19 protein-coding genes and 1 pseudogene are annotated in these 20,991 nt (G+C 71.5%); 8 read left to right on the forward strand and 12 right to left on the reverse strand.

The window, feature by feature from the left end:
• Positions 1-205: 205 nt before the first annotated feature.
• Complete coding sequence (locus tag IG99_RS33210; protein ID WP_037680606.1) at positions 206-598, forward strand: SCO5389 family protein; 393 nt, start codon at positions 206-208, stop codon at positions 596-598.
• 69 nt (positions 599-667) lie between these two features.
• Here IG99_RS33210 and IG99_RS33215 read toward each other — a convergent pair whose 3' ends face one another.
• Positions 668-1,696 (reverse strand): LLM class flavin-dependent oxidoreductase, encoded by a 1,029-nt coding sequence (locus IG99_RS33215; RefSeq protein WP_037680608.1) that lies wholly within the window; start codon positions 1,694-1,696, stop codon positions 668-670.
• Positions 1,697-2,105: 409 nt separating this feature from the next.
• Between IG99_RS33215 and IG99_RS33220 the strand changes: the two genes are divergently transcribed.
• Complete coding sequence (locus IG99_RS33220) at positions 2,106-2,435, forward strand: hypothetical protein (RefSeq protein ID WP_037680610.1); 330 nt, start codon at positions 2,106-2,108, stop codon at positions 2,433-2,435.
• Between the two features lie 27 nt (positions 2,436-2,462).
• On the opposite strand, the gene IG99_RS33225 is transcribed toward IG99_RS33220, so the two are convergent.
• From IG99_RS33225 to mce, 7 genes are all read right to left on the reverse strand, one after another.
• A complete protein-coding gene (locus IG99_RS33225; protein WP_037680612.1) occupies positions 2,463-3,332 on the reverse strand; it encodes an ABC transporter permease subunit in 870 nt (289 codons plus the stop codon).
• A complete protein-coding gene (locus IG99_RS33230) occupies positions 3,329-4,654 on the reverse strand; it encodes an ABC transporter ATP-binding protein (protein WP_037680613.1) in 1,326 nt (441 codons plus the stop codon). Before IG99_RS33230 ends, IG99_RS33225 begins: the two co-directional genes overlap by 4 nt.
• A gap of 139 nt (positions 4,655-4,793) precedes the next feature.
• The gene (locus IG99_RS33235) at positions 4,794-5,564 is read right to left on the reverse strand and encodes an ABC transporter permease (protein WP_199815666.1); all 771 of its coding nucleotides are present in this window, start codon (positions 5,562-5,564) and stop codon (positions 4,794-4,796) included.
• A gap of 2 nt (positions 5,565-5,566) precedes the next feature.
• Positions 5,567-6,517 carry an ABC transporter ATP-binding protein gene (locus tag IG99_RS33240; RefSeq protein ID WP_037680614.1) on the reverse strand — a complete coding sequence of 317 codons (951 nt, stop codon included), beginning with the start codon at positions 6,515-6,517 and terminating at the stop codon, positions 5,567-5,569.
• Positions 6,518-6,603: 86 nt separating this feature from the next.
• Positions 6,604-7,539 carry a coiled-coil domain-containing protein gene (locus IG99_RS33245; protein ID WP_037680616.1) on the reverse strand — a complete coding sequence of 312 codons (936 nt, stop codon included), beginning with the start codon at positions 7,537-7,539 and terminating at the stop codon, positions 6,604-6,606.
• Between the two features lie 183 nt (positions 7,540-7,722).
• Complete coding sequence (gene scy / locus IG99_RS33250; protein ID WP_037680618.1) at positions 7,723-11,637, reverse strand: polarized growth protein Scy; 3,915 nt, start codon at positions 11,635-11,637, stop codon at positions 7,723-7,725.
• 210 nt (positions 11,638-11,847) lie between these two features.
• Positions 11,848-12,288: a methylmalonyl-CoA epimerase gene (mce, locus tag IG99_RS33255; protein WP_037680620.1), complete on the reverse strand. Its 441-nt coding sequence runs from the start codon at positions 12,286-12,288 to the stop codon at positions 11,848-11,850.
• A gap of 147 nt (positions 12,289-12,435) precedes the next feature.
• On the opposite strand from mce, the gene IG99_RS33260 reads away from it, so the two are divergent.
• From IG99_RS33260 to IG99_RS33270, 3 genes are all read left to right on the forward strand, one after another.
• Positions 12,436-13,638 carry an acetyl-CoA C-acetyltransferase gene (locus tag IG99_RS33260; RefSeq protein ID WP_037680622.1) on the forward strand — a complete coding sequence of 401 codons (1,203 nt, stop codon included), beginning with the start codon at positions 12,436-12,438 and terminating at the stop codon, positions 13,636-13,638.
• An 84-nt stretch (positions 13,639-13,722) separates the two neighbouring features.
• Positions 13,723-14,679, forward strand: a complete 957-nt coding sequence (gene meaB / locus IG99_RS33265) for a methylmalonyl Co-A mutase-associated GTPase MeaB (RefSeq protein WP_037680652.1) — start codon at positions 13,723-13,725, stop codon at positions 14,677-14,679.
• A gap of 169 nt (positions 14,680-14,848) precedes the next feature.
• Complete coding sequence (locus IG99_RS33270) at positions 14,849-16,081, forward strand: MFS transporter (protein WP_037680623.1); 1,233 nt, start codon at positions 14,849-14,851, stop codon at positions 16,079-16,081.
• On the opposite strand, the gene IG99_RS33275 is transcribed toward IG99_RS33270, so the two are convergent.
• Positions 16,082-16,714 carry a PepSY domain-containing protein gene (locus tag IG99_RS33275; RefSeq protein WP_037680625.1) on the reverse strand — a complete coding sequence of 211 codons (633 nt, stop codon included), beginning with the start codon at positions 16,712-16,714 and terminating at the stop codon, positions 16,082-16,084. It abuts the gene before it with no gap.
• 126 nt (positions 16,715-16,840) lie between these two features.
• Between IG99_RS33275 and IG99_RS33280 the strand changes: the two genes are divergently transcribed.
• The gene (locus IG99_RS33280) at positions 16,841-17,509 is read left to right on the forward strand and encodes a response regulator transcription factor (protein WP_037680626.1); all 669 of its coding nucleotides are present in this window, start codon (positions 16,841-16,843) and stop codon (positions 17,507-17,509) included.
• Positions 17,506-18,960 carry a sensor histidine kinase gene (locus tag IG99_RS33285; protein WP_037680628.1) on the forward strand — a complete coding sequence of 485 codons (1,455 nt, stop codon included), beginning with the start codon at positions 17,506-17,508 and terminating at the stop codon, positions 18,958-18,960. Before IG99_RS33280 ends, IG99_RS33285 begins: the two co-directional genes overlap by 4 nt.
• Positions 18,961-18,990: 30 nt before the next feature.
• Here IG99_RS33285 and IG99_RS33290 read toward each other — a convergent pair whose 3' ends face one another.
• The 3 genes from IG99_RS33290 to IG99_RS46355 all read right to left on the reverse strand — a co-directional run bounded on the left by IG99_RS33290 (position 18,991) and on the right by IG99_RS46355 (position 20,597).
• On the reverse strand, positions 18,991-19,467 hold the full coding sequence (locus tag IG99_RS33290) for a MarR family winged helix-turn-helix transcriptional regulator (RefSeq protein WP_037680630.1): 477 nt from the start codon (positions 19,465-19,467) through the stop codon (positions 18,991-18,993).
• A gap of 92 nt (positions 19,468-19,559) precedes the next feature.
• Complete coding sequence (locus IG99_RS33295) at positions 19,560-20,354, reverse strand: AIM24 family protein (protein ID WP_037680632.1); 795 nt, start codon at positions 20,352-20,354, stop codon at positions 19,560-19,562.
• A gap of 84 nt (positions 20,355-20,438) precedes the next feature.
• Positions 20,439-20,597, reverse strand: a complete 159-nt coding sequence (locus tag IG99_RS46355; protein WP_037680633.1) for an Arc family DNA-binding protein — start codon at positions 20,595-20,597, stop codon at positions 20,439-20,441.
• Positions 20,598-20,647: 50 nt separating this feature from the next.
• Here IG99_RS46355 and IG99_RS33305 point away from each other — a divergent pair.
• Positions 20,648-20,991: pseudogene (locus IG99_RS33305) on the forward strand (RNA-guided endonuclease TnpB family protein); the annotation flags it as partial.

The raw sequence follows: 20,991 nt of genomic DNA on the forward strand, positions 1-20,991 counted from the left end.
ATGACCCCTGTTACCCCGTGGCCGATTGTGTGCCGCACGGGAGTTGCCCATGTTCGCATTCTCCTGGTGCCGTCACCGTCTGTTGCCTACCGTAGTGAACGGGAGGTCGCGGATTGTGTACTCAGCGTGCTCGACGTCTTGGCGTGCGGTCTCCCTATTCCGTGTCCGGCAACCCCTGCTGTGCGGGGGTGCGAGAGGAGAACCCATGTCGCTCGACGTCTCACCGGCCCTACTCGAACAGGCCGAGCGAGGCGAGGTCGACGAAGCAGAATTCGTCGACTGCGTCCGGACCTCCCTGCCCTACGCATGGGAGATGATCAGCTCCCTGGTGGCCCAGCTGAAGGTCGACGGCGGAGCGTTCGCCGACAACCAGACGCCTCCGCCGGACGAGCAGGCGCGCGGCCAGCTGTTGCGCGCGCTCGCGAGTGACGCCATACGCGGCGCCCTGCAGCGGCACTTCGGTGTGCGGCTGGCCTTCCAGAACTGCCACCGGGTGGCCGTGTTCCCGCTGGACCCCTCGGTCGACGAGAAGCTGGCCCGCTTCACGTCGGTGCGCAGCCAACTGCTGAACCAGTCCCCCGAGTTCCGGGACTGCTGACGCGGTCGCCTGCTTGCCGCTCCGTGTGTGACAGACACCCGAAGTCGGAGCGGCAGGCACGGCAGCTCGTCAGCCGAGGTGGGGGAGCACCTCGGCGCCGAGCCGCCGCAGGTTCTCCTCGGTCGCCGCCAGGTCCCCGGAGCCCTCGACGAGCAGGGCGAAGCGGGAGATGCCGGTGCGTTCGCTGGTCGCGGCGAGACGGTCGGCGCACAATCGCGGGGTGCCCACCGGATGCAGCCCGCAGAGCAGTTCCGTGTACGCCACCGGGTCGCGCATCCGGCGCGGGCGGCCGTCCACCGTGACATGCGCGTCGAGCCCGTGTTTCAGCCAGCCCGGCATGGCCTTCACGAGGGCCTCCACCGCGTCCGTGCGCCGGTCCGCGATCTGGCAGACGCCGGCCGAGACATGGCCCGCGCCGAGGACCTCCTCCGGCGGCCGGCCGGCCGCGCGTGCGTACTGCCGCCACAGGGCGACCATCTCCGCCTTCTCCTCGTCCCCCACGTGCATGCCGAGCAGCATCGGCAGCCCGCGCCCGGCGGCGAGACGCACGCTGGCCGGGGAGGTGCAGGCGACGATCACCTCCGGCCCCGTCACCTCCGTCAGCGACTCCGACGGCCTCGGTACGACGGGGACCTCGCGGAAGCGGAAACGCTCGCCCGAGGCCCCGACGGAGGACTCGCGCAGCCAGCGGACCAGCAGATCGAGTGATTCCGGGAACCCCTTCTCGTACGCCTCCAGGCCCGCGCCGAACACCTCCAGGTCGACCCACGGGCCGCCGCGTCCGACGCCCAGCGAGAAGCGCCCGCCGCTCGTCATGTGCAGCAGCGCGGCCTGTTCGCCGAGGGCCACGGGGTGGACGGTGGGCAGGACGCTGACCGCCGTGCCGACCCGGATCCGGCGGGTGCGGCCGAGCAGCAGGGCGGCGAGGGTGACGGCCGAGGGGCACGTGCCGTACGGCACGAAGTGGTGCTCGGCCAGCCAGACCGAGTCCAGCCCCGCCTCCTCGGCGACCTCGGCGGAGCGGACCGCCCGGTGCAGCGCCTCCCCATGGCCCTGACCCGGGAACTGGGCCGCCAACACGAAACTTCCAACGCGCATGGCACTTCCTGTTTCCTTGGCTCCGACACGGAGCTCCCCCACCGGGCATAACCGGCCGACACGTGCCGAGGACACGGCTTGATGGAGACGATTTGCCGATTGTCTGGAGAATGGACCGCCGCGGAGGGGGACTTGCGGGGCTGCGGCTGGTCAGCGCGGAGAACGCATGAGGTCGGTTGGCTCGATCGTGTGATGTTCGGTCCGCGGTCGCGGGGCCGCACGGCGAGCACGGTAACGAGGTCGGCACGATCCGGGACGCCGGTGCGGCGTGGGCGAGCGGGGCGTGCGGCTGGTTGGGGGCACTCCTGAATCGGTGCGGAGGAACGGCTGGTGCCCTACATCTACCCCGCCTCGGGCCGCGTAGCCTGGACACGGCCCGTGCTTCCTGTAGAGCCCCGTGAGGTGTCCCGTGTCCCCGCGTCGCAACCGGCCCAAGGGCGTCGACTCGTCCCGGAGCGCCGAGGAGGACCGTACGAGCCGCTACGGCGGCTGGCAGTCCTCGGTGAGCTGGGACGGCGAGGAGTGGAACGTGCGGCACGTGGCCGGGGCGAGCGCCCAGGGCAAGACGTACCGCTGCCCCGGCTGTGACCAGATGATCCCCGACGGGGTGCCGCACGTCGTGGCCTGGCCCGACCACGCGGGCGTCGACGACCGCCGGCACTGGCACAAGGCCTGCTGGAACGCACGGGACCGTCGCACCCCGGGGGTGCGACGGTCCCGTAACGCGCAGAGATTCTGACGAGGCCCCGCCTGGACGAGGCCCCGCCTAGACGTCCCGCTTCTCCAGCAGCGCGACGGCGCCGGCGAACGCGGCGGCCGTGACGCCCAGGATGATCCACAGCGGGTCCCAGCCGGACGGGCCGGAATCGGTGAGCGAGGTGGAGTAGAAGACGCTGAGCTGGTTCGGGATCGAGTACTCGAACAGTGCCTGGCGCACCTTCTCCAGCGACTCCGAGAACATGAACAGCGCGATGACCAGCGGTGCCAGCAGCACGCCGATCATGATGGTGATGGCGCCCGCGGAGTGCCGGATGATCGAGCCGACGACGAGCGAGAGCAGCCCGAGCAGGGCCATGTAGAGCGAGACGCCGACCGTGCCCTTCAGCCATTCGCCGCCCGACGGCTCCCGGGCATCGCCCAGCATGGCCACGTCGGCGAAGGCGACCAGCAGGGCCGAGACCAGCGTGACGGTGAACGCGACCGAGAAGAAGACGATCGCCTTCGCGGCCAGCACTCGCCCACGGGACGGGCACGCGGTCATCGTGGTCCGGATCATGCCGGTGCCGTACTCCGAGGCCGTGGTCAGCACCCCGAGCGTGATGACGCACATGCTGCCCAGCAGCAGCCCGAAGAAGCCGAACGACAGCGGGTTCTCGCCCGCGAGGTCCTGCTCCCCGGCGTTGGCGGAGACCAGCGCGCCGGTCGCCAGCCCGATGCCGATGACGAGCAGCACGAACACGCCCAGCGTCCACATCGTGGAGCGAACCGACTTGATCTTCGTCCACTCCGAGGCGAGGGCGTGCCCGAGGTGCGTGCGCGTGACGGGGATCGGCGAGGTGTAACCGGGGTACGAAGACCCGGGCGCCGCCTGCCAGTTGGGCGCGGCCTGCGGCATCTGGGGCTGGGGGGTGCTCATCGGGCGTCCTCGGACTTGGTCGTGTCGACGGCGGGCTGAGGGGCGGGGGCTGCGGGCTGAGCCGGTGCCGCGGGCTGAGCGGGCGCGGCAGCCGGGACCTGTGCCTGCGGGGCCGGCTGCGCGTACGGGTTGGGCTGTCCCGCGCCGGGAGCGGCCACCGGAGCGGCCACGGGGGCGGCGGGAGCCGCGGGAGCGCCCGGGGCGCCGTACGGCCCGGTGGGCGGCTGAGCGGCGCCGTACGGGCCCGTGGGGGCCTGTCCGGGCTGCCCCTGCGGCGGCGCGAAGGGCTGACCGCCCTGCTGCGGCGGCGGAGGCGCGTACCAGCCGGGCTGGCCCTGTCCCGGCACCGGCATCGGCGGCTGCGCGCCGGGCGGCAGCGGCTGCTGGAGGCCGGCCTTCTGGTCGATGGTCGAGCGGTAGTCGACCGCGCCCTGCGTCATCCGCATGTACGCCTCCTCCAGCGAGGCCTGATGCGGCGACAGCTCCCACAGTCGTACGTCACTGTCGTGCGCGATGTCGCTGATGCGGGGCAGCGCCAGTCCCGTCACCCGCAGCGCGCCGTCCTGCTCCGGCATCACCTGCCCGCCGGCCTCCGTCAGCGCGGACGTCAGCTTCTCGCGCAGCTGCGGCTCGGTGTCCGGGGTGCGCACCCGCGCGAAGTCGGCGGAGTTGGCCGAAATGAAGTCCCTCACGCTCATGTCGGAGAGCAGCTGTCCGCGCCCGATCACGATGAGGTGGTCGGCGGTCAGCGCCATCTCGCTCATCAGATGGGAGGAGACGAAGACCGTACGGCCCTCCGCCGCGAGCGCCTTCATCAGGTTGCGCACCCACAGGATGCCCTCCGGGTCGAGGCCGTTGACCGGCTCGTCGAAGAGCAGCACCTGGGGGTCGCCGAGGAGCGCGGCGGCGATGCCGAGCCGCTGGCCCATGCCGAGCGAGAAGCCCTTGGACCGCTTGCGGGCCACGTCCTGCAGACCGACCACGCCCAGCACCTCGTCCACCCGCCGGGCCGGGATGCCCGACAGCTGGGCAAGGCTCAGCAGGTGGTTGCGGGCGGCACGGCCACCGTGCACCGCCTTGGCGTCCAGCAGGGCACCGACCTGGCGGGGCGCGTTCGGCAGCTTGCGGTACGGATAGCCGCCGATCGTCACCGAGCCCGAGGTCGGGTTGTCCAGGCCGAGGATCATCCTCATGGTCGTCGACTTGCCCGAGCCGTTGGGCCCGAGGAAGCCGGTGACGGCACCGGGCCGCACCTGGAAGGACAGGTTGTACACAGCGGTCTTGTCGCCGTAGCGCTTGGTCAGGCCGACTGCCTCGATCATGCTCCGCACCCATCAAAAGGTTCAGGACAGCGGGGCACACGCCCCCCGTAAGGGTTAGGAGGATATCCGGGCGCTGACGGTTCCACTCAAGACGAGGTAAAGGCTCAGCCGCGCGGGAGGCCCGTGCTCGGCCGACCGGTCAGGCGTCCCTCCTCTTCAGCAGCACGTAACCGCCCACGAGCGAGGCCGCCACCCACAACGCCATGATCCCCAGGCCGCCCCAGGGTCCGTACGGGGTGTCGTCGCCGGACGGGGTGACCACCTGCATGATCCGGCTGCCGGCCTGGTCCGGCAGGAACCGGCCGATCTTCTTCGTCGCGTCGACGTTGCCCAGGATGTTGGAGATCAGGAAGAAGAACGGCATCAGGATGCCCAGCGACAGCATCGGCGAGCGCAGCATCGCGGCGACGCCCATCGAGAACATCGCGATGAGGGTCATGTAGAGGCCGCCGCCGACGACCGCGCGCAGCACACCCGGGTCGCCGAGCTCCGTGCGGTGCGGGCCGAGCATCGCCTGGCCCAGGAAGAACGTGGCGAAGCTGGTCGCCAGGGCGACGACCAGGGCGAGTCCGGTCGCCACCGCGATCTTGCTGAACAGGAAGGCGGCCCGCCGCGGCACGGCGGCCAGCGAGGTGCGGATCATGCCGGTGCTGTACTCGTTGGAGACGACCAGCACCCCGAACACGATCATCGCCAGCTGACCGAGGGTCATCCCGGCGAAGCTGATGTACGTCGGGTCGAAGGAAACCCGGTCCTGCCGGGGCATCGTGTCGAACTCGTTCTTCGACAGCGCGGAGATCAGCATGCCGAGGGCGATGGTGACCACCACGGCGAGGGAGAGCGTCCACACGGTGGACGCCACCGAGCGGATCTTCGTCCACTCGGAGCGGATGACCTGCGTCGCCGCCATGCTCAGCCCCTCTTCCAGTCGTCGCCCCACGGCCGCGGCGCGGGCGCGTCGGTGTGCGCGTGGTACTCGACCGACTCGGCGGTCAGCTGCATGAACGCCTCCTCCAGCGAGGCCTGCTGGGGACTCAGCTCGTGCAGCACGAGCTGGTGCTGCGCCGCCAGCTCCCCGATGAGCTCGGACTTGCCGCCGTCGACCTCCAGCGTGCCGTTGCCGGTCTCCACGACGGTGATCCCGGCCCCGTGCAGCACGTCGAGGAGCCGCTCGCGCTGGGGCGTGCGGATCCGGACGTAGGAGCGCGAGTTGCGCGCGATGAAATCGGCCATCGAGGTGTCGGCGAGCAGCCGTCCCTGGCCGATGACGACGAGGTGGTCGGCGGTCAGTGCCATCTCGCTCATCAGATGGCTCGACACGAACACCGTCCGCCCCTGGGCCGCCAGCGACTTCATCAGGTGGCGGATCCAGTGGATGCCCTCGGGGTCGAGGCCGTTGACCGGCTCGTCGAACATCAGGATCCGCGGGTCGCCAAGGAGCGCGCCCGCGATGCCGAGCCGCTGCCCCATGCCCAGCGAGAACCCCTTGGCCTTCTTGCGGGCGACCGCGGTGAGCCCGACCGTGTCGAGCACCTCGTCCACGCGCTTGCGGGCGATGCCGTTGCTCTGCGCGAGGCACAGCAGGTGGTTGTAGGCGCTGCGCCCGCCGTGCATCGCCTTCGCGTCCAGCAGGGCGCCCATGTACGTCAGCGGGTCCTTCAACTGCTCGTAGCGCTTGCCGTCGATGCGGACATGTCCGGCGGTGGGCCGGTCCAGCCCGAGCATCATGCGCATCGTCGTCGACTTCCCGGCACCGTTGGGCCCGAGGAACCCCGTCACCATGCCCGGTCTCACCGTGAACGTGAGGTTGTTGACCGCCACCTTCTCGCCGTACCGCTTCGTCAGCCCCTCGAGCTCGATCATGCCGTTCACGCTAGGACGCGACGAAGCCCCCTGCCACCGGAGTGGCAGAGGGCTTCGCAGTTGTTCACATGTCAGCCGCCGGATCGTTACCGGGTCTGCTGCGCCGGAACCCCGCGGGAGATCGGCTCGTCGTCGCTCGGCGAACCGGCCGCGGCCACCGCGGCGCCCGTGAGCGTGGCGAGCATCTCGCGCACGTTGGTGAGCTGGGCGTTGATGGAGTCGCGCCGGTTGGTCAGGGCGGCCAGCTCGCGCTCGGATTCCGAGCGGATGCGGTCGGCCTTGGCGTTCGCGTCCGCGACGATGTCCTCGGCCTGGCGCTGAGCGGTCTCCACCGTCTGGCGGGCGCGGCGCTCGGCGTCGGTGCGCAGCTTCTCCGCCTCCAGGCGCAGCTGCTCGGCGCGGTGCTCGATCTCCGCCAGGCGCTTCTCGGCCTTCTGCTGACGCGAGGCCAGGTCGCGCTCCGACTGCTCGCGGCGCTTGGCGAGGTTGGTCTCGAAGTCGGCGGCGGCCTGGGCGGCCTTGGCGCGGGTCTCCTCGAAGAGGGCGTCGGCCTCCTCACGCTTCGACTGTGCGTCCTTCTGCGCCTCGGAACGCAGCTGCGACGCGTCGCTCTTGGCCTTCTCGACGATCCGGACGCCCTCGTCCTCCGCCTTGGCCTTGCGCTCCGCAGAGAACGATTCTGCGTCGTTGCGGACCTGCTGCGCCGCGGACTCGGCGAGTTCGCGGTGCTGCTCGGCGGCGCGACGGGCCTCCTCGCGCAGGTCCTTGGCCTCTTCCTCGGCGAGGCGGAGGATCTTCTCGACACGCGCGCCGAGACCGGCGTACGACGGCTCGGCGTCGCTCACCTGTGCCTGGGCGTTCTGCGTCTCGAGGTGAAGTTCCTCGATGCGCTTTTCGAGAGCGGTGATGCGGGCCAGAGCGCTGTCACGGTCGGAGACGAGCTTCGAGATGCGTTCGTCCACCTGAGCGCGGTCGTATCCACGCCGCACAAGCTCGAAGCCGTAGGGGGAAGTGTCGCTCATGGGGTTCCTGTCGAATGAGACCGGTGAGGTGATAGGGGGAATCCTAGGGGCCGAAGCGGTGTGTCATCGAGCGGATACGGTTTCGATCTGGAGAATGACACCCCTTTTGAGTGGCTAACCGGCGGACGGCTTGCCAAAAACTTGGTCAAATGCCCCAGACAACACCGGAACTCGACCGCTCCGCTAGCTCTCCGAGGACTTGCCACCCGATCGAGGTGCGCCCACCGTCGCGCCGGCCTTGACCGCCGCGTCCTTGGCCCCGGACGGGGCCTCGAAAGACTCCAACGCCTCCAGGACGTCCTGGACACGGGAGATCTCGGCGTTGATGTCCTCGCGGCGGCGCACCAGGACCTCCAGCTCCCGCTTGCCCTCCTCGACCGTGCGCCTGGCCTCGCGGATCGCCTCGGCCTTGAGCTCCTCGGCCTCCCTGACGAGCGCCGCCTTCTTCTGCTCGGCCTCCTTCAGCAGACCCTCGGCCTTCTTCACCGCGGCGATACGGACCTTGCCCGCCTCGGAGTTGGCGTCCGACACCAGCTCCTTCGCCTTGGCCTGCGCCTTGGCGAGCTGCTCCTCCGCCGCCTTGATCAGCGCGTCGCAGCGGTCGCCCGTCGACTTCATCGTCTCGGCGGCCTCGCGGCGGGCCCGCTCGTGCAGCTGCTCGATCTCCGCCGTGAGCCGCTCGCGCAGCTCCTCCGCGCGCTCCCTGATCGCCGTGGCGTCCCGGCGCGCTCCGACGAGCAGCTCGTCCGCGTCCGTACGGGCCTTCTCCACCCGCGCGTTGCCCTCGCGCGTCGCCTCGGAGACAAGGCGGTCGGCCTCCTGGCGGGCCGCGCCGACCATGGTGTCCGCCTGCGCCTCGGCGTCCGCGGTGGTCTTCTGCGCCTGCTGCTGCGCCTCCGTGAGCAGCTTGTCCGCCTCGGCGGTGGTCTCCGTGATGAGCTTGTCGACCTGCTCGGCGGCCTCGGAGCGCCGCTTGTTGGCCTCCTTGCGGGCCTCGTCCAGCGTCGAGTCGGCCTCCTCGCGCGCCACGGCCATCATCCGGTCGGCCTCTCCGGCCGCCTCCGCCTTGACGCGCTCCGCCTCGGCACGGGTCCGCTCGGCGTGCTGCTGCGCGGCCGCCACCGTGTCGGCGGCCCCGGCCCGCAGCCGTTCCGCCTCGCCGCTCGCGTCCGCCAGAAGCTGCTCGGCCTGCGCGATCGTCTCCGAGCGCAGCCGCTCGGCCTCGTTGATCGCCTCGGTGCGTACCCGCTCCGCCTCGACGGCGGTGTCCGACTGGAGCCGCTCCGCCTCCGCGAGGGTTTCCGTCTGCAGCCGTTCCGCCTCGGACCGCGCCTCGGTGATGAGGGTGTCCGCCTGCGTCGCCGCGTCCGACCGGATCCGGTTGGCGTCCTCACGGGCGTCCGCACGGGTACGCGAGGCGTCCTGCTCGGCCTGCGCGATGGTGTCCGACGCCTCCGTACGGACCCGCTGGGCGTGCGCCGACGCGTCCGACCGCAGCCGGTCCGCCTCCTCGATCGCCTCCGCGACCGTGCGCTCGGCCAGCGCCTTGGCGGCCTCCGCCTCCTCGTGCGTCTGGCGGCGCAGCCGGGCCGCGTCCTCGCCGGCCCGCTCCCGCTCGGCGTAGGCGTCGGAGCGGACCCGGTCCGCCTCCTCCTGGGCCTCCCGGCGCGTACGGTCCGCCGCGTGCTCGGCGGCGCTGCGCAGCCCGGTGATCTCCTCCTGCGCCTGCTCGTGCAGCCCCACGACGGAGTCGCGCACCTGCTGGGCGTGGAGCTCGGCCGCCGACACCATCTCCGAGGCGCGCCGGTCGGCCTCCTCGACCAGGCGTACGGCCTCGGTCTGCGCGTCCTCCACGCGCTTGCGCGCCGACGCCAGCAGCTCCTCGCTCTGCTCGCGGGCCCGCTCACGCTCCTGGTCGGCCTCCTGGCGGGCGGAGCCGAGCAGTTCCTCGGCCTCGCGACGGCGCCGGGTGGCCTCCTCCTGGGCGGCGGCCAGCGTCTCCGACGCCTCCGTGGCCAGCCGCTCGGCCGCGGCCTGCGCCTCGGCGCGGACCCGGTCGGCGGTGTCCTGAGCCTCCGACTTCAGCCGCTCCGCCTCGGCCGCGGCCTCCGACCGCAGACGTACGGCGACGGACTCGCCCTCGGCACGGGACGCGGCCGCGTCGGCCGCGGCCTCGGTGCGCAGCCGCTCGGCCTCCTCCTCGGCCTGCTGCTGGAGCGAGCGGATCCGCTCGGCGGCCTCGCCACGCAGCCGCTCGATCTCCTCGCCGGCCTCACGGCGGATCCGCGCGGCCTCCGCGCGAGCCTCGGTCAGCGCCTGCTCGGCGGCCGTGAGCCGCTGCTCGGCGTCCGACTGCAGCCGGGTCAGCTCCTCGGCGGCCTCCGCCTGCCGGGCCGCGACGGAGCGCTCGGTCTCCTCGCGCAGCTCGCGCGCCGCCTCCTCGGCGTTGGAGGTGATGGTCTCGGCCAGCTCCACCGCCTCGTCGCGCTGGCGCTCGGCCTCCGCGCGGGTGCGCTCCAGGGTCTCCTCGGCCTGCCGGCGCAGCGTGGTCGCCCGCTCGATGGCCTCCGTACGGACCTTCTCGCTGTCCGTGGTGGCCTTCTGCCGCAGCTCGTCCGCGTCGGCCTTCGCCTTCGCCAGCAGCTCCTCGGCGGTCTTCGCCGCCTCCTCGATCTGCTGGACGGCCTCCTTGCGGGCCTCCGCGCGGATCTTGTCGCCCTCGGCGACCGCCTCGGAGCGCAGCTGCTCGGCCTCGCCGCGCAGCCGACGGGCCTCCTCCTGGAGCTCGACCGTCTTGGCGCGGTACTCCTTGGTGTCGTCCTTCGCGGCGCCCTTGAGCTGCTCGGCGATGTCGTGCGCCTCGGCGCGCAGCCGGTCCGCCTCGGTCTCGGCCTCCCGGCGGATCCGCTCCGCCTCCTCGGCCGCCGCACGGGTGGTGCCGCGGGCGTCCTCCTGGGCCTTGTTGAGGACGTCCTCGGCGGTCTTGGCCGCCTTCGACAGCTGGGTCGCGCTCTCCTCGGCGGTGAGCGTACGGGCCTTCTCGGCGGCCTCGTCGAGGAGCTTCTCCGCCTCCGCGCGGGCGTCCGCGACGATCTGCTCGGCGTCCGCCTTGGTGGTCTCGGCCTCCTTGGTGGCCTCGGTGACCAGCCGGGCGACCTGCTCCTTCGCCGTACGGGTGCGCTGCTCGTTGGTCGACTCGGCGCTCGCGAGCGCCTTCTCGGCGGCCGTCTTGGCCTCGGTGACGAGCTTCTCCGCCTCGGAGCGCGCCTCGCGCAGCGCGGTTTCCGCCTCGGCCATGCGCAGCTCGGCGGCACGGCTCAGCTCACCCGCCTGACGGCGCGCCGCGTCCGACTCGGTCGCGGTGGAGGTGCGCAGCTGCTCGGCGTGGTCGGTGGCCTCCTGGGCCTGCGTGGAGGCGGCGTTCAGCAGCCGCTCGGCGTCCGCACGGGCGCGGCGCAGCAGCTGCTCGGCCTCGGCGCGGGCCGACTCGGCCTCGCTCTGGAGCCGCTGCCGGGCCTCGGACGCGACCCGCTCGGCCTCCGCGCGGGCCGCGGCCAGCGCCTGCTCGGCCTCGGCACGCGACTCGTCGAGGAGACGGCGGGCCTGCTGCTCCGTACGGGCGCGCAGCTGCTCCGCCCAGGCGACGTTCTCGTTGACGTGCGACTCGACGGTCTGGCGGCGCTCCGCCAGCTCCTGGTCGAGCTGCTGACGCCGGGAGACGGCCTCCTGGTGCAGCTCCGCCTGGAGGCGCGCGGCCTGCTCGGCGTGCTCCTGGAGGATGCGCTGGGTCTGCGCCCGCGCCTGGCTCAACTCGCGCTCGGCCTCCTGGCGCAGCTGGTCGGCCTGCATCTGCGCGTTGCGCAGCAACTGCTCGGCCTGATAGCCGATGTCACCGCCGTCGAAGGCGGGCCGGGACATGATGGTGCGCCGCGCCTCGTGCAACTTGGCGCGCAGCACCTCGACCTGGTAGCCGAGGTCCTCGGCATGCTGGATCGCCTTTTCCCGCTCGGTCTTCAGCCGCTTCATCTCGGCTTCGAACCGAGTGAGGTGGTCGACGTCAGCCGCCGGCTCCCGCTCCTGGCTCTCGTAGCCCCGCACTGCGCGGTCCCATCCGTCCCCTGGTCGCAACCTTCTCCGTACGAGCTCCGTCCGTACGCCGAACGGGGCCCCCGGGGAATGGTGTCAGATCAACGGCGGAGCACGGACTGCTGCCCCGTCGCGCGTCCCCCGAAACACAGGACCCCGGACTGCGGTCACCCTGGTGGAGCGGCGACCGCACCCAACCCTACCGGCCCATATGTACGGGGGTCAGTGCTCAGGTGACTCAACAGGCGCAGAAGTGACCAGTTCTGTCAGAACGCCGTGGCAATCCTTCGGGTGCAGGAACGTGATCCGCGACCCCATGGAACCGCGCCGTGGCTCTTCGTACAGAACGCGTACGCCCTTCTCCTTGATGTCGGCCGCCTCGGTGTCGACATCCGCCGTACCGAAAGCGATGTGGTGGACGCCCTCGCCGTTCTTCGCGAGCCACTTGGCGACGGTGGAGTCCTCCCGGGTCGGCTCGAGGAGTTGGAGGTAGGAAGCCCCGCCGTCCGACGTGTCGTTGATCTTGAGCATGGCCTCACGGACCCCCTGCTCCTCGTTGACCTCGGAGTGGAACACCTCGAAGCCGTACGTGGTGCGGTAGAACTCGACGGTCCTGTCGAGGTCGAAGCAGGCGATCCCGATGTGGTCGATTCGCGTCAGCATGGATTCAGTGCAGCGCCCCGGAGGTGGTTACGCAACGTGCGCGCGATCACACCGACGGCCCGATGACGGCACGGAGTGCCACTCAGTACATTCGAAGTAAACCCTCGTTCACTCCTCGGCAGTGCAGCCGGAAGGGGATCGCACCTCATGACTGGAACGAACGGCACTACCTCGGTGATCGTCGCGGGCGCCCGTACGCCCATGGGACGGTTGCTGGGCTCGCTGAAATCCTTCTCCGGAGCCGACCTCGGCGGCTTCGCGATCAAGGCCGCCCTCGACCGTGCGGGGATCGGCGGCGACCAGGTGCAGTACGTGATCATGGGCCAGGTGCTCCAGGCCGGCGCCGGGCAGATCCCGGCCCGCCAGGCCGCCGTCAAGGCCGGCATCCCGATGAACGTCCCGGCGCTCACCATCAACAAGGTGTGTCTGTCCGGCCTCGACGCCATCGCGCTCGCCGACCAGCTGATCCGCGCGGGTGAGTTCGACGTGATCGTCGCCGGCGGCCAGGAGTCCATGACCAACGCGCCCCACCTGCTGCCCAAGTCCCGCGAGGGCTTCAAGTACGGCGCGGTGGAGATGCTCGACGCCATGGCCCACGACGGCCTCACCGACGCCTTCGAGAACATCGCCATGGGCGAGTCCACGGAGAAGCACAACACCCGCCTCGGCCTCGGCCGCCAGGAGCAGGACGAGATCGCCGCCCTGTCCCACCAGCGCGCCGCCGCCGCACAGAAGAACGGCGTCTTCGAGGCCGAGATCACCCCGGTCGAGATCCCGCAGCGCAAGGGCGACGCCGTCGTCTTCAGCAAGGACGAGGGCATCCGCGGCGACACCACCGCCGAGTCGCTCGGCAAGCTGCGCCCCGCGTTCACCCGGGACGGCACGATCACCGCCGGGTCCTCCTCGCAGATCTCGGACGGCGCCGCGGCCGTGGTCGTGATGAGCAAGGCCAAGGCGCAGGAGCTCGGCCTGGACTGGATCGCCGAGATCGGCGCCCACGGCAACGTGGCCGGACCGGACAACTCCCTCCAGTCCCAGCCGTCGAACGCCATCCGGCACGCCCTCAAGAAGGAGGGCCTGGAGGTCGCCGACCTCGACCTCATCGAGATCAACGAGGCCTTCGCCGCCGTCGCGGTCCAGTCAATGAAGGACCTCGGGGTTTCCACGGAAAAGGTGAACGTCAACGGTGGCGCCATCGCCCTCGGCCACCCCATCGGCATGTCGGGCGCCCGCCTCGTCCTGCACCTCGCGCTGGAGCTGAAGCGGCGCGGCGGCGGTGTCGGCGCGGCCGCGCTGTGCGGCGGCGGCGGTCAGGGTGACGCGCTGATCGTGCGGGTACCCAAGGCGTAAGCGTTTTTCTGCCGGTCTCTTCCCGTGACGGTCGTGACGGTGGTGGCCGTCACGACCGTCGTGACCTTCCTGAACGGAGCTGTGATGCAGGACGTCTCCACACTGGTGGCCCAGGCCAGGGAGGGCCGGCCCCGGGCGGTGGCCCGGCTGATCTCCCTGGTGGAGGGGGCGTCCCCGCAGCTCAGGGAGGTCATGGCGGCGCTGGCCCCGCTGACCGGCAACGCCTACGTCGTCGGCCTCACCGGCTCCCCGGGCGTCGGCAAGTCCACGTCGACCTCGGCGCTGGTGACGGCCTACCGCAAGCAGGGCAAGCGGGTCGGCGTCCTGGCCGTCGACCCGTCCTCGCCGTTCTCCGGCGGCGCCCTCCTCGGCGACCGCGTCCGCATGTCCGAGCACGCCTCCGACCCGGGCGTCTACATCCGCTCCATGGCCACCCGCGGCCACCTGGGCGGCCTCGCCTGGTCCGCCCCGCAGGCCATCCGCGTGCTCGACGCGGCGGGCTGCGACGTGATCCTGGTGGAGACGGTCGGCGTGGGCCAGTCGGAGGTGGAGATCGCCTCCCAGGCCGACACGAGCGTGGTGCTGCTGGCCCCCGGCATGGGCGACGGCATCCAGGCCGCCAAGGCGGGCATCCTGGAGATCGGCGACGTGTACGTCGTCAACAAGGCCGACCGCGACGGTGCCGACGCCACGGCCCGCGAGCTGAACCACATGCTGGGCCTCGGCGAGGCCCGCGGCCCCGGCGACTGGCGCCCGCCCATCGTCAAGACGGTCGCGGCACGCGCCGAGGGCGTCGACGAGGTGGTCGAGGCCCTGGAGAAGCACCGCGCCTGGATGGAGGAGCACGGCGTCCTCGCCGAACGCCGGGTGTCCCGCGCCGCCCGCGAGGTCGAGACGATCGCCGTCACGGCCCTGCGCGAACGCATCGGCGACCTGCACGGCGACCGCCGCCTCAGCGCCCTCGCCGAGCGCATCATCACCGGCGAACTGGATCCGTACCGCGCGGCGGACGAACTGGTGGCGGGCCTCACGGAGTCCTGAGGGAAGTCTTGAAGAGGGCGTCGACTCCGGGTCCACGGTGCTAGGTTGACCCGCATGTTCCTCCTTCTGGCGTAGAGCACACCCAAGCCACGCACGCGGGCCGAGCACTTCGCTCGGCCGCCGTGGCACTCCGGTGTCCCCTCTCCGCCTCACGTCGAGGAACTCACGCATGTCCACGCCCCTCGCGCGGCCGTCGTACGCCGCCGTCCTGCGCGTCCCCCGAGCCCGCACCACCTTCGCCGCCGCCCTCGCCGGCCGCCTGGCGTACGGGGTGGTCTCCCTCTCCCTGCTGCTGGCGACGGTCCGGGCGACCGGTTCGTACGCCGTGGCCGGGACCGTCATGGCCCTGTTCGGGACCTCCGCGGTCCTCCTGATGCCGTTACGGGCCTCCCTGGTCGACCGCCACGGCCCGCGCCGCGCTCTCACCCCCATGGCCCTGCTCCACGCCGGCCTGCTCTCCCTGCTCGCCGCGGTCACCTGGAGCCCCGGAACCCCGGCGGTCGTCCTCGGCGCGGTCGCCGCGCTCACGGGCGCCTGCGCGCCCCCACTCGGCCCGACCATGCGCATGGTCTGGGGCGAACTGGTCCACGACCGGCGACTGCTGCAACGGGCGTACAGCCTGGACGGCGTCGCCGAGGAACTGCTCTACGTGTCGGGTCCCGTGCTGGTCGGCGTACTGGTCCGCTTCGCACCGCCGGCCGCCGGACTGCTGCTGACCGCGGCCCTGATCGCGGCCGGGACCTGCGCGTTCGTGGCCTCACCGGTCGTGGGCGCGTTGCGGGGATCCTCGCGACGGCCGCGGCAACGAGGGAAGGACTCCGCTCCCGGCCTGCTCCAACCGGTCGTCGTCGCGGCCGGCGCGGGCCTCGCGCTCAGCGCCGTCGACCTGCTGGTGACGGCCTTCGCCGAACGGCACGGCCACGGCGCCGACACGGCCGCCTGGATGCTGGCCGCGCTCTCGGCGGGCAGCGCGGTGGGCGGTCTCCTGAACGGCGCGATCGACTGGCGCACGCCCGCGCGTGTGCGGCTGCCGTGGCAGGCGGCGGGCCTGGGCCTCGCGCTGTGCGCGGCAGGTGCCGCCTCCGAGCCGTGGAGCCTCACGGCGGCCCTGGCCTGCGCCGGTGCCTTCGTCGCCCCTGCCTTGACCACGGCCTACCTCATCGCCGACGAGACGGCGCCGCCGGGCGCGCGGACCCGGGCGGGCGCCTGGATCAACACCGCCGTGAACGCGGGCAGCTCCTGCGGCGCGATCTCGGCGGGGCTGCTCCTCACCCACGCCCCGCTCGGCGCGTGCTTCGCGGCGGCCGGGGCGACGGCGCTGATTTCGGCGGCGGGCGCGGTCCGGGCGACAGCCGGACGGGGCCGCACGCCCCGCGTGCGGCCCCGGTCCCATCGGGTCTGATCAGTCGTCGTCCCGGTCGGCGGTGACCTTCGCCGTCTTCACATCGACGTTCCAGTCGTGGTCCTTGCCGTGGGTGTCCATGGTCTCCACGTCCCAGCGGGGGGACCGGTCGTCGTCGAGGTCGACGGACGTCACGGTGCCCTCGGGGGCGGCGGCCTCGGCCGCCTGCTTGGCGTCGACCGTGGCGACCTTCAGCGCGCGGTGGGCTTCGGCCGCGTCGTCGTCCCGCTCGGTCTCGGTCGCGAGGATCTTGCCGGTCCGGTCGTCCACGTGGACGGTGTACGAGGTGGAGCCCGAGCCCAGGACGTCCACCTCCCAGCCGCGGACGTCGTCCTCGTCGTCACCGGCTTCGAGGTCGGCGGAGACGGCCGTGCCCGGCTTCGCCTTCAGGGCCACGTCGATCGCCTGAGCGGCGGTCAGCTTGCTGCCGCGCGCCTCGGCGGCGTCCCCGTCGCGGTCGTCGCGGTCGTCTCGCTCGTCCTGCGCGTCGGTGTCCCTGTCGTCTCCCTGCACCGCCGCGGGCGACTTGGCCGGCGTGTCGCCCTCGCCACCCGCACCGAAGGCGAGCGTGGCGCCGCCGCCGATCAGGGCGACCGCGGTGATGGTGGAGACGGCGACGAGGTGGCGCTTCATGGATGTCCTCCCGGAGGTGGGTTCGTTCCGTTCGCTTCAACGGGAACCACGCTGCAGGACCGGAGCTGAAGCCAGCCTGAAGCAACCTGAAGATCGCTTCAGCTTCCGTCTGGGACCCTGTTCCCCATGCGCCTGTTGATCGTCGAGGACGAGAAGCGCCTCGCCCTGTCCCTGGCCAAGGGCCTGACCGCCGAGGGCTACGCCGTGGACGTCGTCCACGACGGGCTGGAGGGGCTGCACCGGGCGAGCGAGTCGCCGTACGACCTGCTCGTGCTCGACATCATGCTGCCCGGCATGAACGGCTACCGCGTCTGCTCGACGCTGCGCGCCGCCGGCAACGACGTACCGATCCTGATGCTCACGGCCAAGGACGGCGAGTACGACGAGGCCGAGGGTCTGGACACGGGCGCGGACGACTATCTGACCAAGCCGTTCTCGTACGTGGTGCTGGTCGCGCGGATCAAGGCGCTGCTGCGGCGACGCGGGCAGGGAGCCGGGGCGTCGCCCGTGCACGTCCTCGGTGAGCTCCGGGTGGACACCGCGGCCCGCCGGGTCTTCCTGCGGGACGACGAGGTGGCGCTCACCGCGAAGGAGTTCGCCGTCCTGGAGCAGTTCGTGCTGCGGGCCGGCCAGGTGGTGTCCAAGGGCGAGATCCTCGACCACGTGTGGGACTTCGCCTACGACGGCGACCTCAACATCGTCGAGGTGTACGTCAGTGCCCTGCGCCGCAAGCTGGGCGCGACGTTGATCCGGACCGTGCGCGGTGCCGGGTACCGGCTGGAGACCGCCCGGTGAGGCGTCTGTTCGGTTCCGTACGGGCCCGGGCCACGCTCGGCGCCACCCTCGTCGTCGCCGTGGCCCTGGTCGCCGCCGGTGCGGCGGTCCTGCTCTCGCTGCGCTCCAACCTCAGCGACCAGGCCGGCACCCAGGCCGAACGCACCGCGCGGGAGGTCGCCGCGGAACTCGTGGCCGGGAGGACGTACGCGCAACTGTCCCTGGACGGCGACGACCGGCCGGTCCAGGTCCTCACGGAGGACGGGAAGCTGGTCGCAGCCAGTGAGGACCTGGAGCGGATCAGCGGGACGGGCAGCGATGCCGTGCGTCCGAACGCGGCCGGCGGTGGCACGGGACAGGGCCCCGCGGACCCCGATCGCGACCCGGACGACACGGATGACAGGACGGACACGGACGACCAGGCGCAGGCGGGCGCGCCGGACGCCGGTGAGATCGACGAGGACACCGACTTCCGCGACGGCTCCGCGACGGTCGACGGGGACAGCGGGGACTACCGGTTCGCCGTCGTGGAGGTGGAGGCCGGGGACCGGGGCACCCTCACCGTGTACGCGGGCGCCCCGCTGTCCGCCGAGCACAGCGCCGTGAGCACCGCGCTCACCAGCATGCTGATCGGGTTCCCGCTGCTGCTGGGCGTCGTCGCGGGCGTGACCTGGCTGGTCACCCGGCGCGCTCTGCGCCCGGTCGAGGGCATCCGGCGCGAGATGGCAGCGATCACCGCCTCCGAGGATCTGGCGCGGCGCGTCCCGGAGCCGGACACGCACGACGAGGTGGCCCGGCTCGCCCGCACCACCAACGAGACGCTGGCCGCGCTGGAGACCTCCGTGGAACGCCAGCGCCGGTTCGTCGCCGACGCCTCCCACGAGCTGCGCAGCCCGATAGCCAGTCTGCGCACCCAGCTGGAGGTGGGCGCCGCCCATCCCGAGCTGCTGGACGTCACGGGCGCGGTCGAGGACACCGTACGGCTTCAGCGACTGGCCGCCGACCTGCTGCTGCTCGCGCGGCTGGACGCGGGGGAGCGGCGCGGTGACGCCCGGGTGGACCTGGGGGCGCTGGCGCGGGAGGAGGCCGCGGGGCGGGCCGGGGTGAGCGTCGAGGCGGCCGGGGGCGTGGAAGTGGCCGGATCCCGGGGGCAGCTGCAGCGGGTGCTGGCCAATCTGCTGGACAACGCGCGGCGGCACGCGCGGGACGCGGTCTCGGTCACCGTTCGGCGCGTCGGGGACCGGGCGGTGCTGGAGGTCGCCGACGACGGCGACGGAGTGCCCGAGGGCGAACGGGAGCGCGTCTTCGAGCGGTTCGTACGGCTAGACGCCGCCCGCAGCCGCGACGACGGCGGAGCGGGACTTGGCCTGGCCATCGCCCGGGACGTGGCCGTCCGGCACGGCGGCACGCTCACGGTGCGCGACGCGCCGGCAGGCGGAGCCCTGTTCGAACTCCGCCTGCCGTCGGCCTAGAGGGCGCCGGCTACGGGCGCCCCGGTTCACCTACGGGCGTCCCCGGTGTCCGCGGAGGTGCTCGGCGATGGGCTTGAGGGCCTTGTCGAGCTCGGTCATGGCCTCGGGGTCGAGCAGGTCGATGAAGTGCCTCCGAACGGACGCCACGTGATGAGGCGCGACCTTCTTCATCGTCTCCATGCCGTGCTCGGTGAGCACGGCGTACAGCCCGCGGCGGTCGGACTCGCAGTTCTCCCGGCGCACCAGGTCCGCGTTCTCCATGCGGGTGATCTGGTGCGAGAGGCGGCTCTTGGACTGGAGGGTGGCGGACGCGAGATCGCTCATCCGCATCCGCACGCCCTCCGACTCGGAGAGGTTCACCAGGATCTCGTAGTCGTTCATTGTCAGGCCGAACGGCTGGAGGTCCCTTTCGAGCTGGTACGTCAACAGCCTGTTGACCTCCAGGTGGGTGCGCCAGGCGCACTGCTCCGCATCGGTCAGCCAGCGCGTGGCCGTCTCGGTCTCCATGAATGAAGTCTACCTAAGAAGTTGAAAGGCGAACTAATGAAGGTGGTGTGACTGTGCGCACGCGTTCGATGTCACACTCCGCAGACTACCGCTCACAGCCCGAAGCGACGCTGGAGGTCTCCGAGCTGTCCGGGAAGTCGCGGTGTGCCGGACGCCCCGTGACCCCCCATCGCGCCGCCCCCGCCGGGCACGCCCGGCTCGTGCGGAGTCACTCCGGTGGCCTGCTCGGCCATCAGGATTTCCGTCGACTGGAGCAGTACCGTGCCGGCCCCCACGAACTCGAACTGGTGCTCCTCCCCGGAGGCTCCGCCGAGGCCCGTCATCGCACGTAGACCGCCCATTACGCCGGTCATGTAACCGTGGTCGTAGTGGTGGCACGGCGAGGGGCAGTCGGCCCAGCCGACGAGTGCCTGCGGGTCCACCCGGATCGGGGGTTCCATGAACACCACCGGACCGTTCGACGCGGCCACGAACTTTCCGGTTCCGATGAGTGTGAGAAAACCCGGCACGATCGACTGCTTGAGGGACAGACTTGGCTGAAAAGCGAGCAGATTGCCCGAGCGAATGGTCAGATTGCCGTCGTCCAGGTCGTACGAGTTCACATCGAAGGCCCGGTCGGCGAGGAGCATCTTGCCCGAGCCCTCCGCCACGACCCAGTCGCTCGCGTGCAGAGGCGAATGGAAGGACGTACGGACGAGTCGGTCGAGTCGGCCGTGCCCGATGCCGTTGAAGTCGATCGAGCCGTAGTAGGCGATCATCTTCCCCTTCTGGAGGAACCACTGGCTCCCCTTGAGCTCCACGCAGAAGGTGTAGGCGTTGACGTTGTCGTCGACGGGCAGGGTCATGGGGTCGTGGACCACGGGTCCTGCGCCCGGGTAGGTGGTCACAAGGTTCCTCCGAGGGTGCCCCGGCCTGCGAGTCGGGGGGGAATCGGGCTTCTGTGGAGCAGGCCAGGGAAAACCGAATTGCCGTCAGGGCGATTTGGGGTCAGCCGTGGCCGCGTCGCGCTCGACCTCCAAGCGGTAGACGATCTCGGAGTTGAGGGACCTGCGGGCGGACTTGGCCTCAGCGGCCAGCCACTCGTGCAGGTCGGCGGGCAGTCGGAGCGTGATGCGCTTCTCTTCATCCATGACCCCAGAGTAGTGAGTTTGCGATGGCTATCCAGTGGTAGAATGACACCATGGCGACACGATGGAATGCTTCGGGGGATACTGGGCATGCCCGGTACACCTACCGCCTGCGTGTGTCGTCGACCGCCCGCACTGCCCTGCTCGGCGAGTGGGACCGCTGTCGCTGGGTGTGGAGCGAGTGCGTGGCCAAGTCCCGCGCCGTGCACGCCCACAACCGAGCGCATCCGGACGACAGGCTGACGTGCGGACCAGCCCAGCTCGATAAGATGCTCACCGAAGCCCGCGCCGGGACGCCGTGGCTCCGCGACGGTGCCTCGGTGCCGCAGCAGCAGATCATCCGAGACTTCGCCAAGTCCCGTACCAAAGCCCTGAAGGACATCGAGAAGCGGCTGCC

It is taken from the genome of Streptomyces griseus subsp. griseus, assembly GCF_000720255.1.
Lineage (GTDB): Bacteria > Actinomycetota > Actinomycetes > Streptomycetales > Streptomycetaceae > Streptomyces > Streptomyces griseus_I.

What these genes read in the sequence shown, in the direction of transcription:
- IG99_RS33260 (WP_037680622.1), top strand. Translation starts at nt 12,436, where the DNA reads ATGACTGGAACGAACGGCACTACCTCGGTGATCGTCGCGGGCGCCCGT.
- IG99_RS33215 (WP_037680608.1), bottom strand. Translation starts at nt 1,696, where the DNA reads ATGCGCGTTGGAAGTTTCGTGTTGGCGGCCCAGTTCCCGGGTCAGGGC.
- IG99_RS33230 (WP_037680613.1), bottom strand. Translation starts at nt 4,654, where the DNA reads ATGATCGAGGCAGTCGGCCTGACCAAGCGCTACGGCGACAAGACCGCT.
- IG99_RS33280 (WP_037680626.1), top strand. Translation starts at nt 16,841, where the DNA reads ATGCGCCTGTTGATCGTCGAGGACGAGAAGCGCCTCGCCCTGTCCCTG.
- IG99_RS33240 (WP_037680614.1), bottom strand. Translation starts at nt 6,517, where the DNA reads ATGATCGAGCTCGAGGGGCTGACGAAGCGGTACGGCGAGAAGGTGGCG.
- IG99_RS33245 (WP_037680616.1), bottom strand. Translation starts at nt 7,539, where the DNA reads ATGAGCGACACTTCCCCCTACGGCTTCGAGCTTGTGCGGCGTGGATAC.
- IG99_RS33290 (WP_037680630.1), bottom strand. Translation starts at nt 19,467, where the DNA reads ATGGAGACCGAGACGGCCACGCGCTGGCTGACCGATGCGGAGCAGTGC.
- IG99_RS33275 (WP_037680625.1), bottom strand. Translation starts at nt 16,714, where the DNA reads ATGAAGCGCCACCTCGTCGCCGTCTCCACCATCACCGCGGTCGCCCTG.
- IG99_RS33235 (WP_199815666.1), bottom strand. Translation starts at nt 5,564, where the DNA reads ATGGCGGCGACGCAGGTCATCCGCTCCGAGTGGACGAAGATCCGCTCG.
- mce (WP_037680620.1), bottom strand. Translation starts at nt 12,288, where the DNA reads ATGCTGACGCGAATCGACCACATCGGGATCGCCTGCTTCGACCTCGAC.
- IG99_RS33225 (WP_037680612.1), bottom strand. Translation starts at nt 3,332, where the DNA reads ATGAGCACCCCCCAGCCCCAGATGCCGCAGGCCGCGCCCAACTGGCAG.
- IG99_RS33270 (WP_037680623.1), top strand. Translation starts at nt 14,849, where the DNA reads ATGTCCACGCCCCTCGCGCGGCCGTCGTACGCCGCCGTCCTGCGCGTC.
- meaB (WP_037680652.1), top strand. Translation starts at nt 13,723, where the DNA reads ATGCAGGACGTCTCCACACTGGTGGCCCAGGCCAGGGAGGGCCGGCCC.
- IG99_RS33210 (WP_037680606.1), top strand. Translation starts at nt 206, where the DNA reads ATGTCGCTCGACGTCTCACCGGCCCTACTCGAACAGGCCGAGCGAGGC.
- IG99_RS46355 (WP_037680633.1), bottom strand. Translation starts at nt 20,597, where the DNA reads ATGGATGAAGAGAAGCGCATCACGCTCCGACTGCCCGCCGACCTGCAC.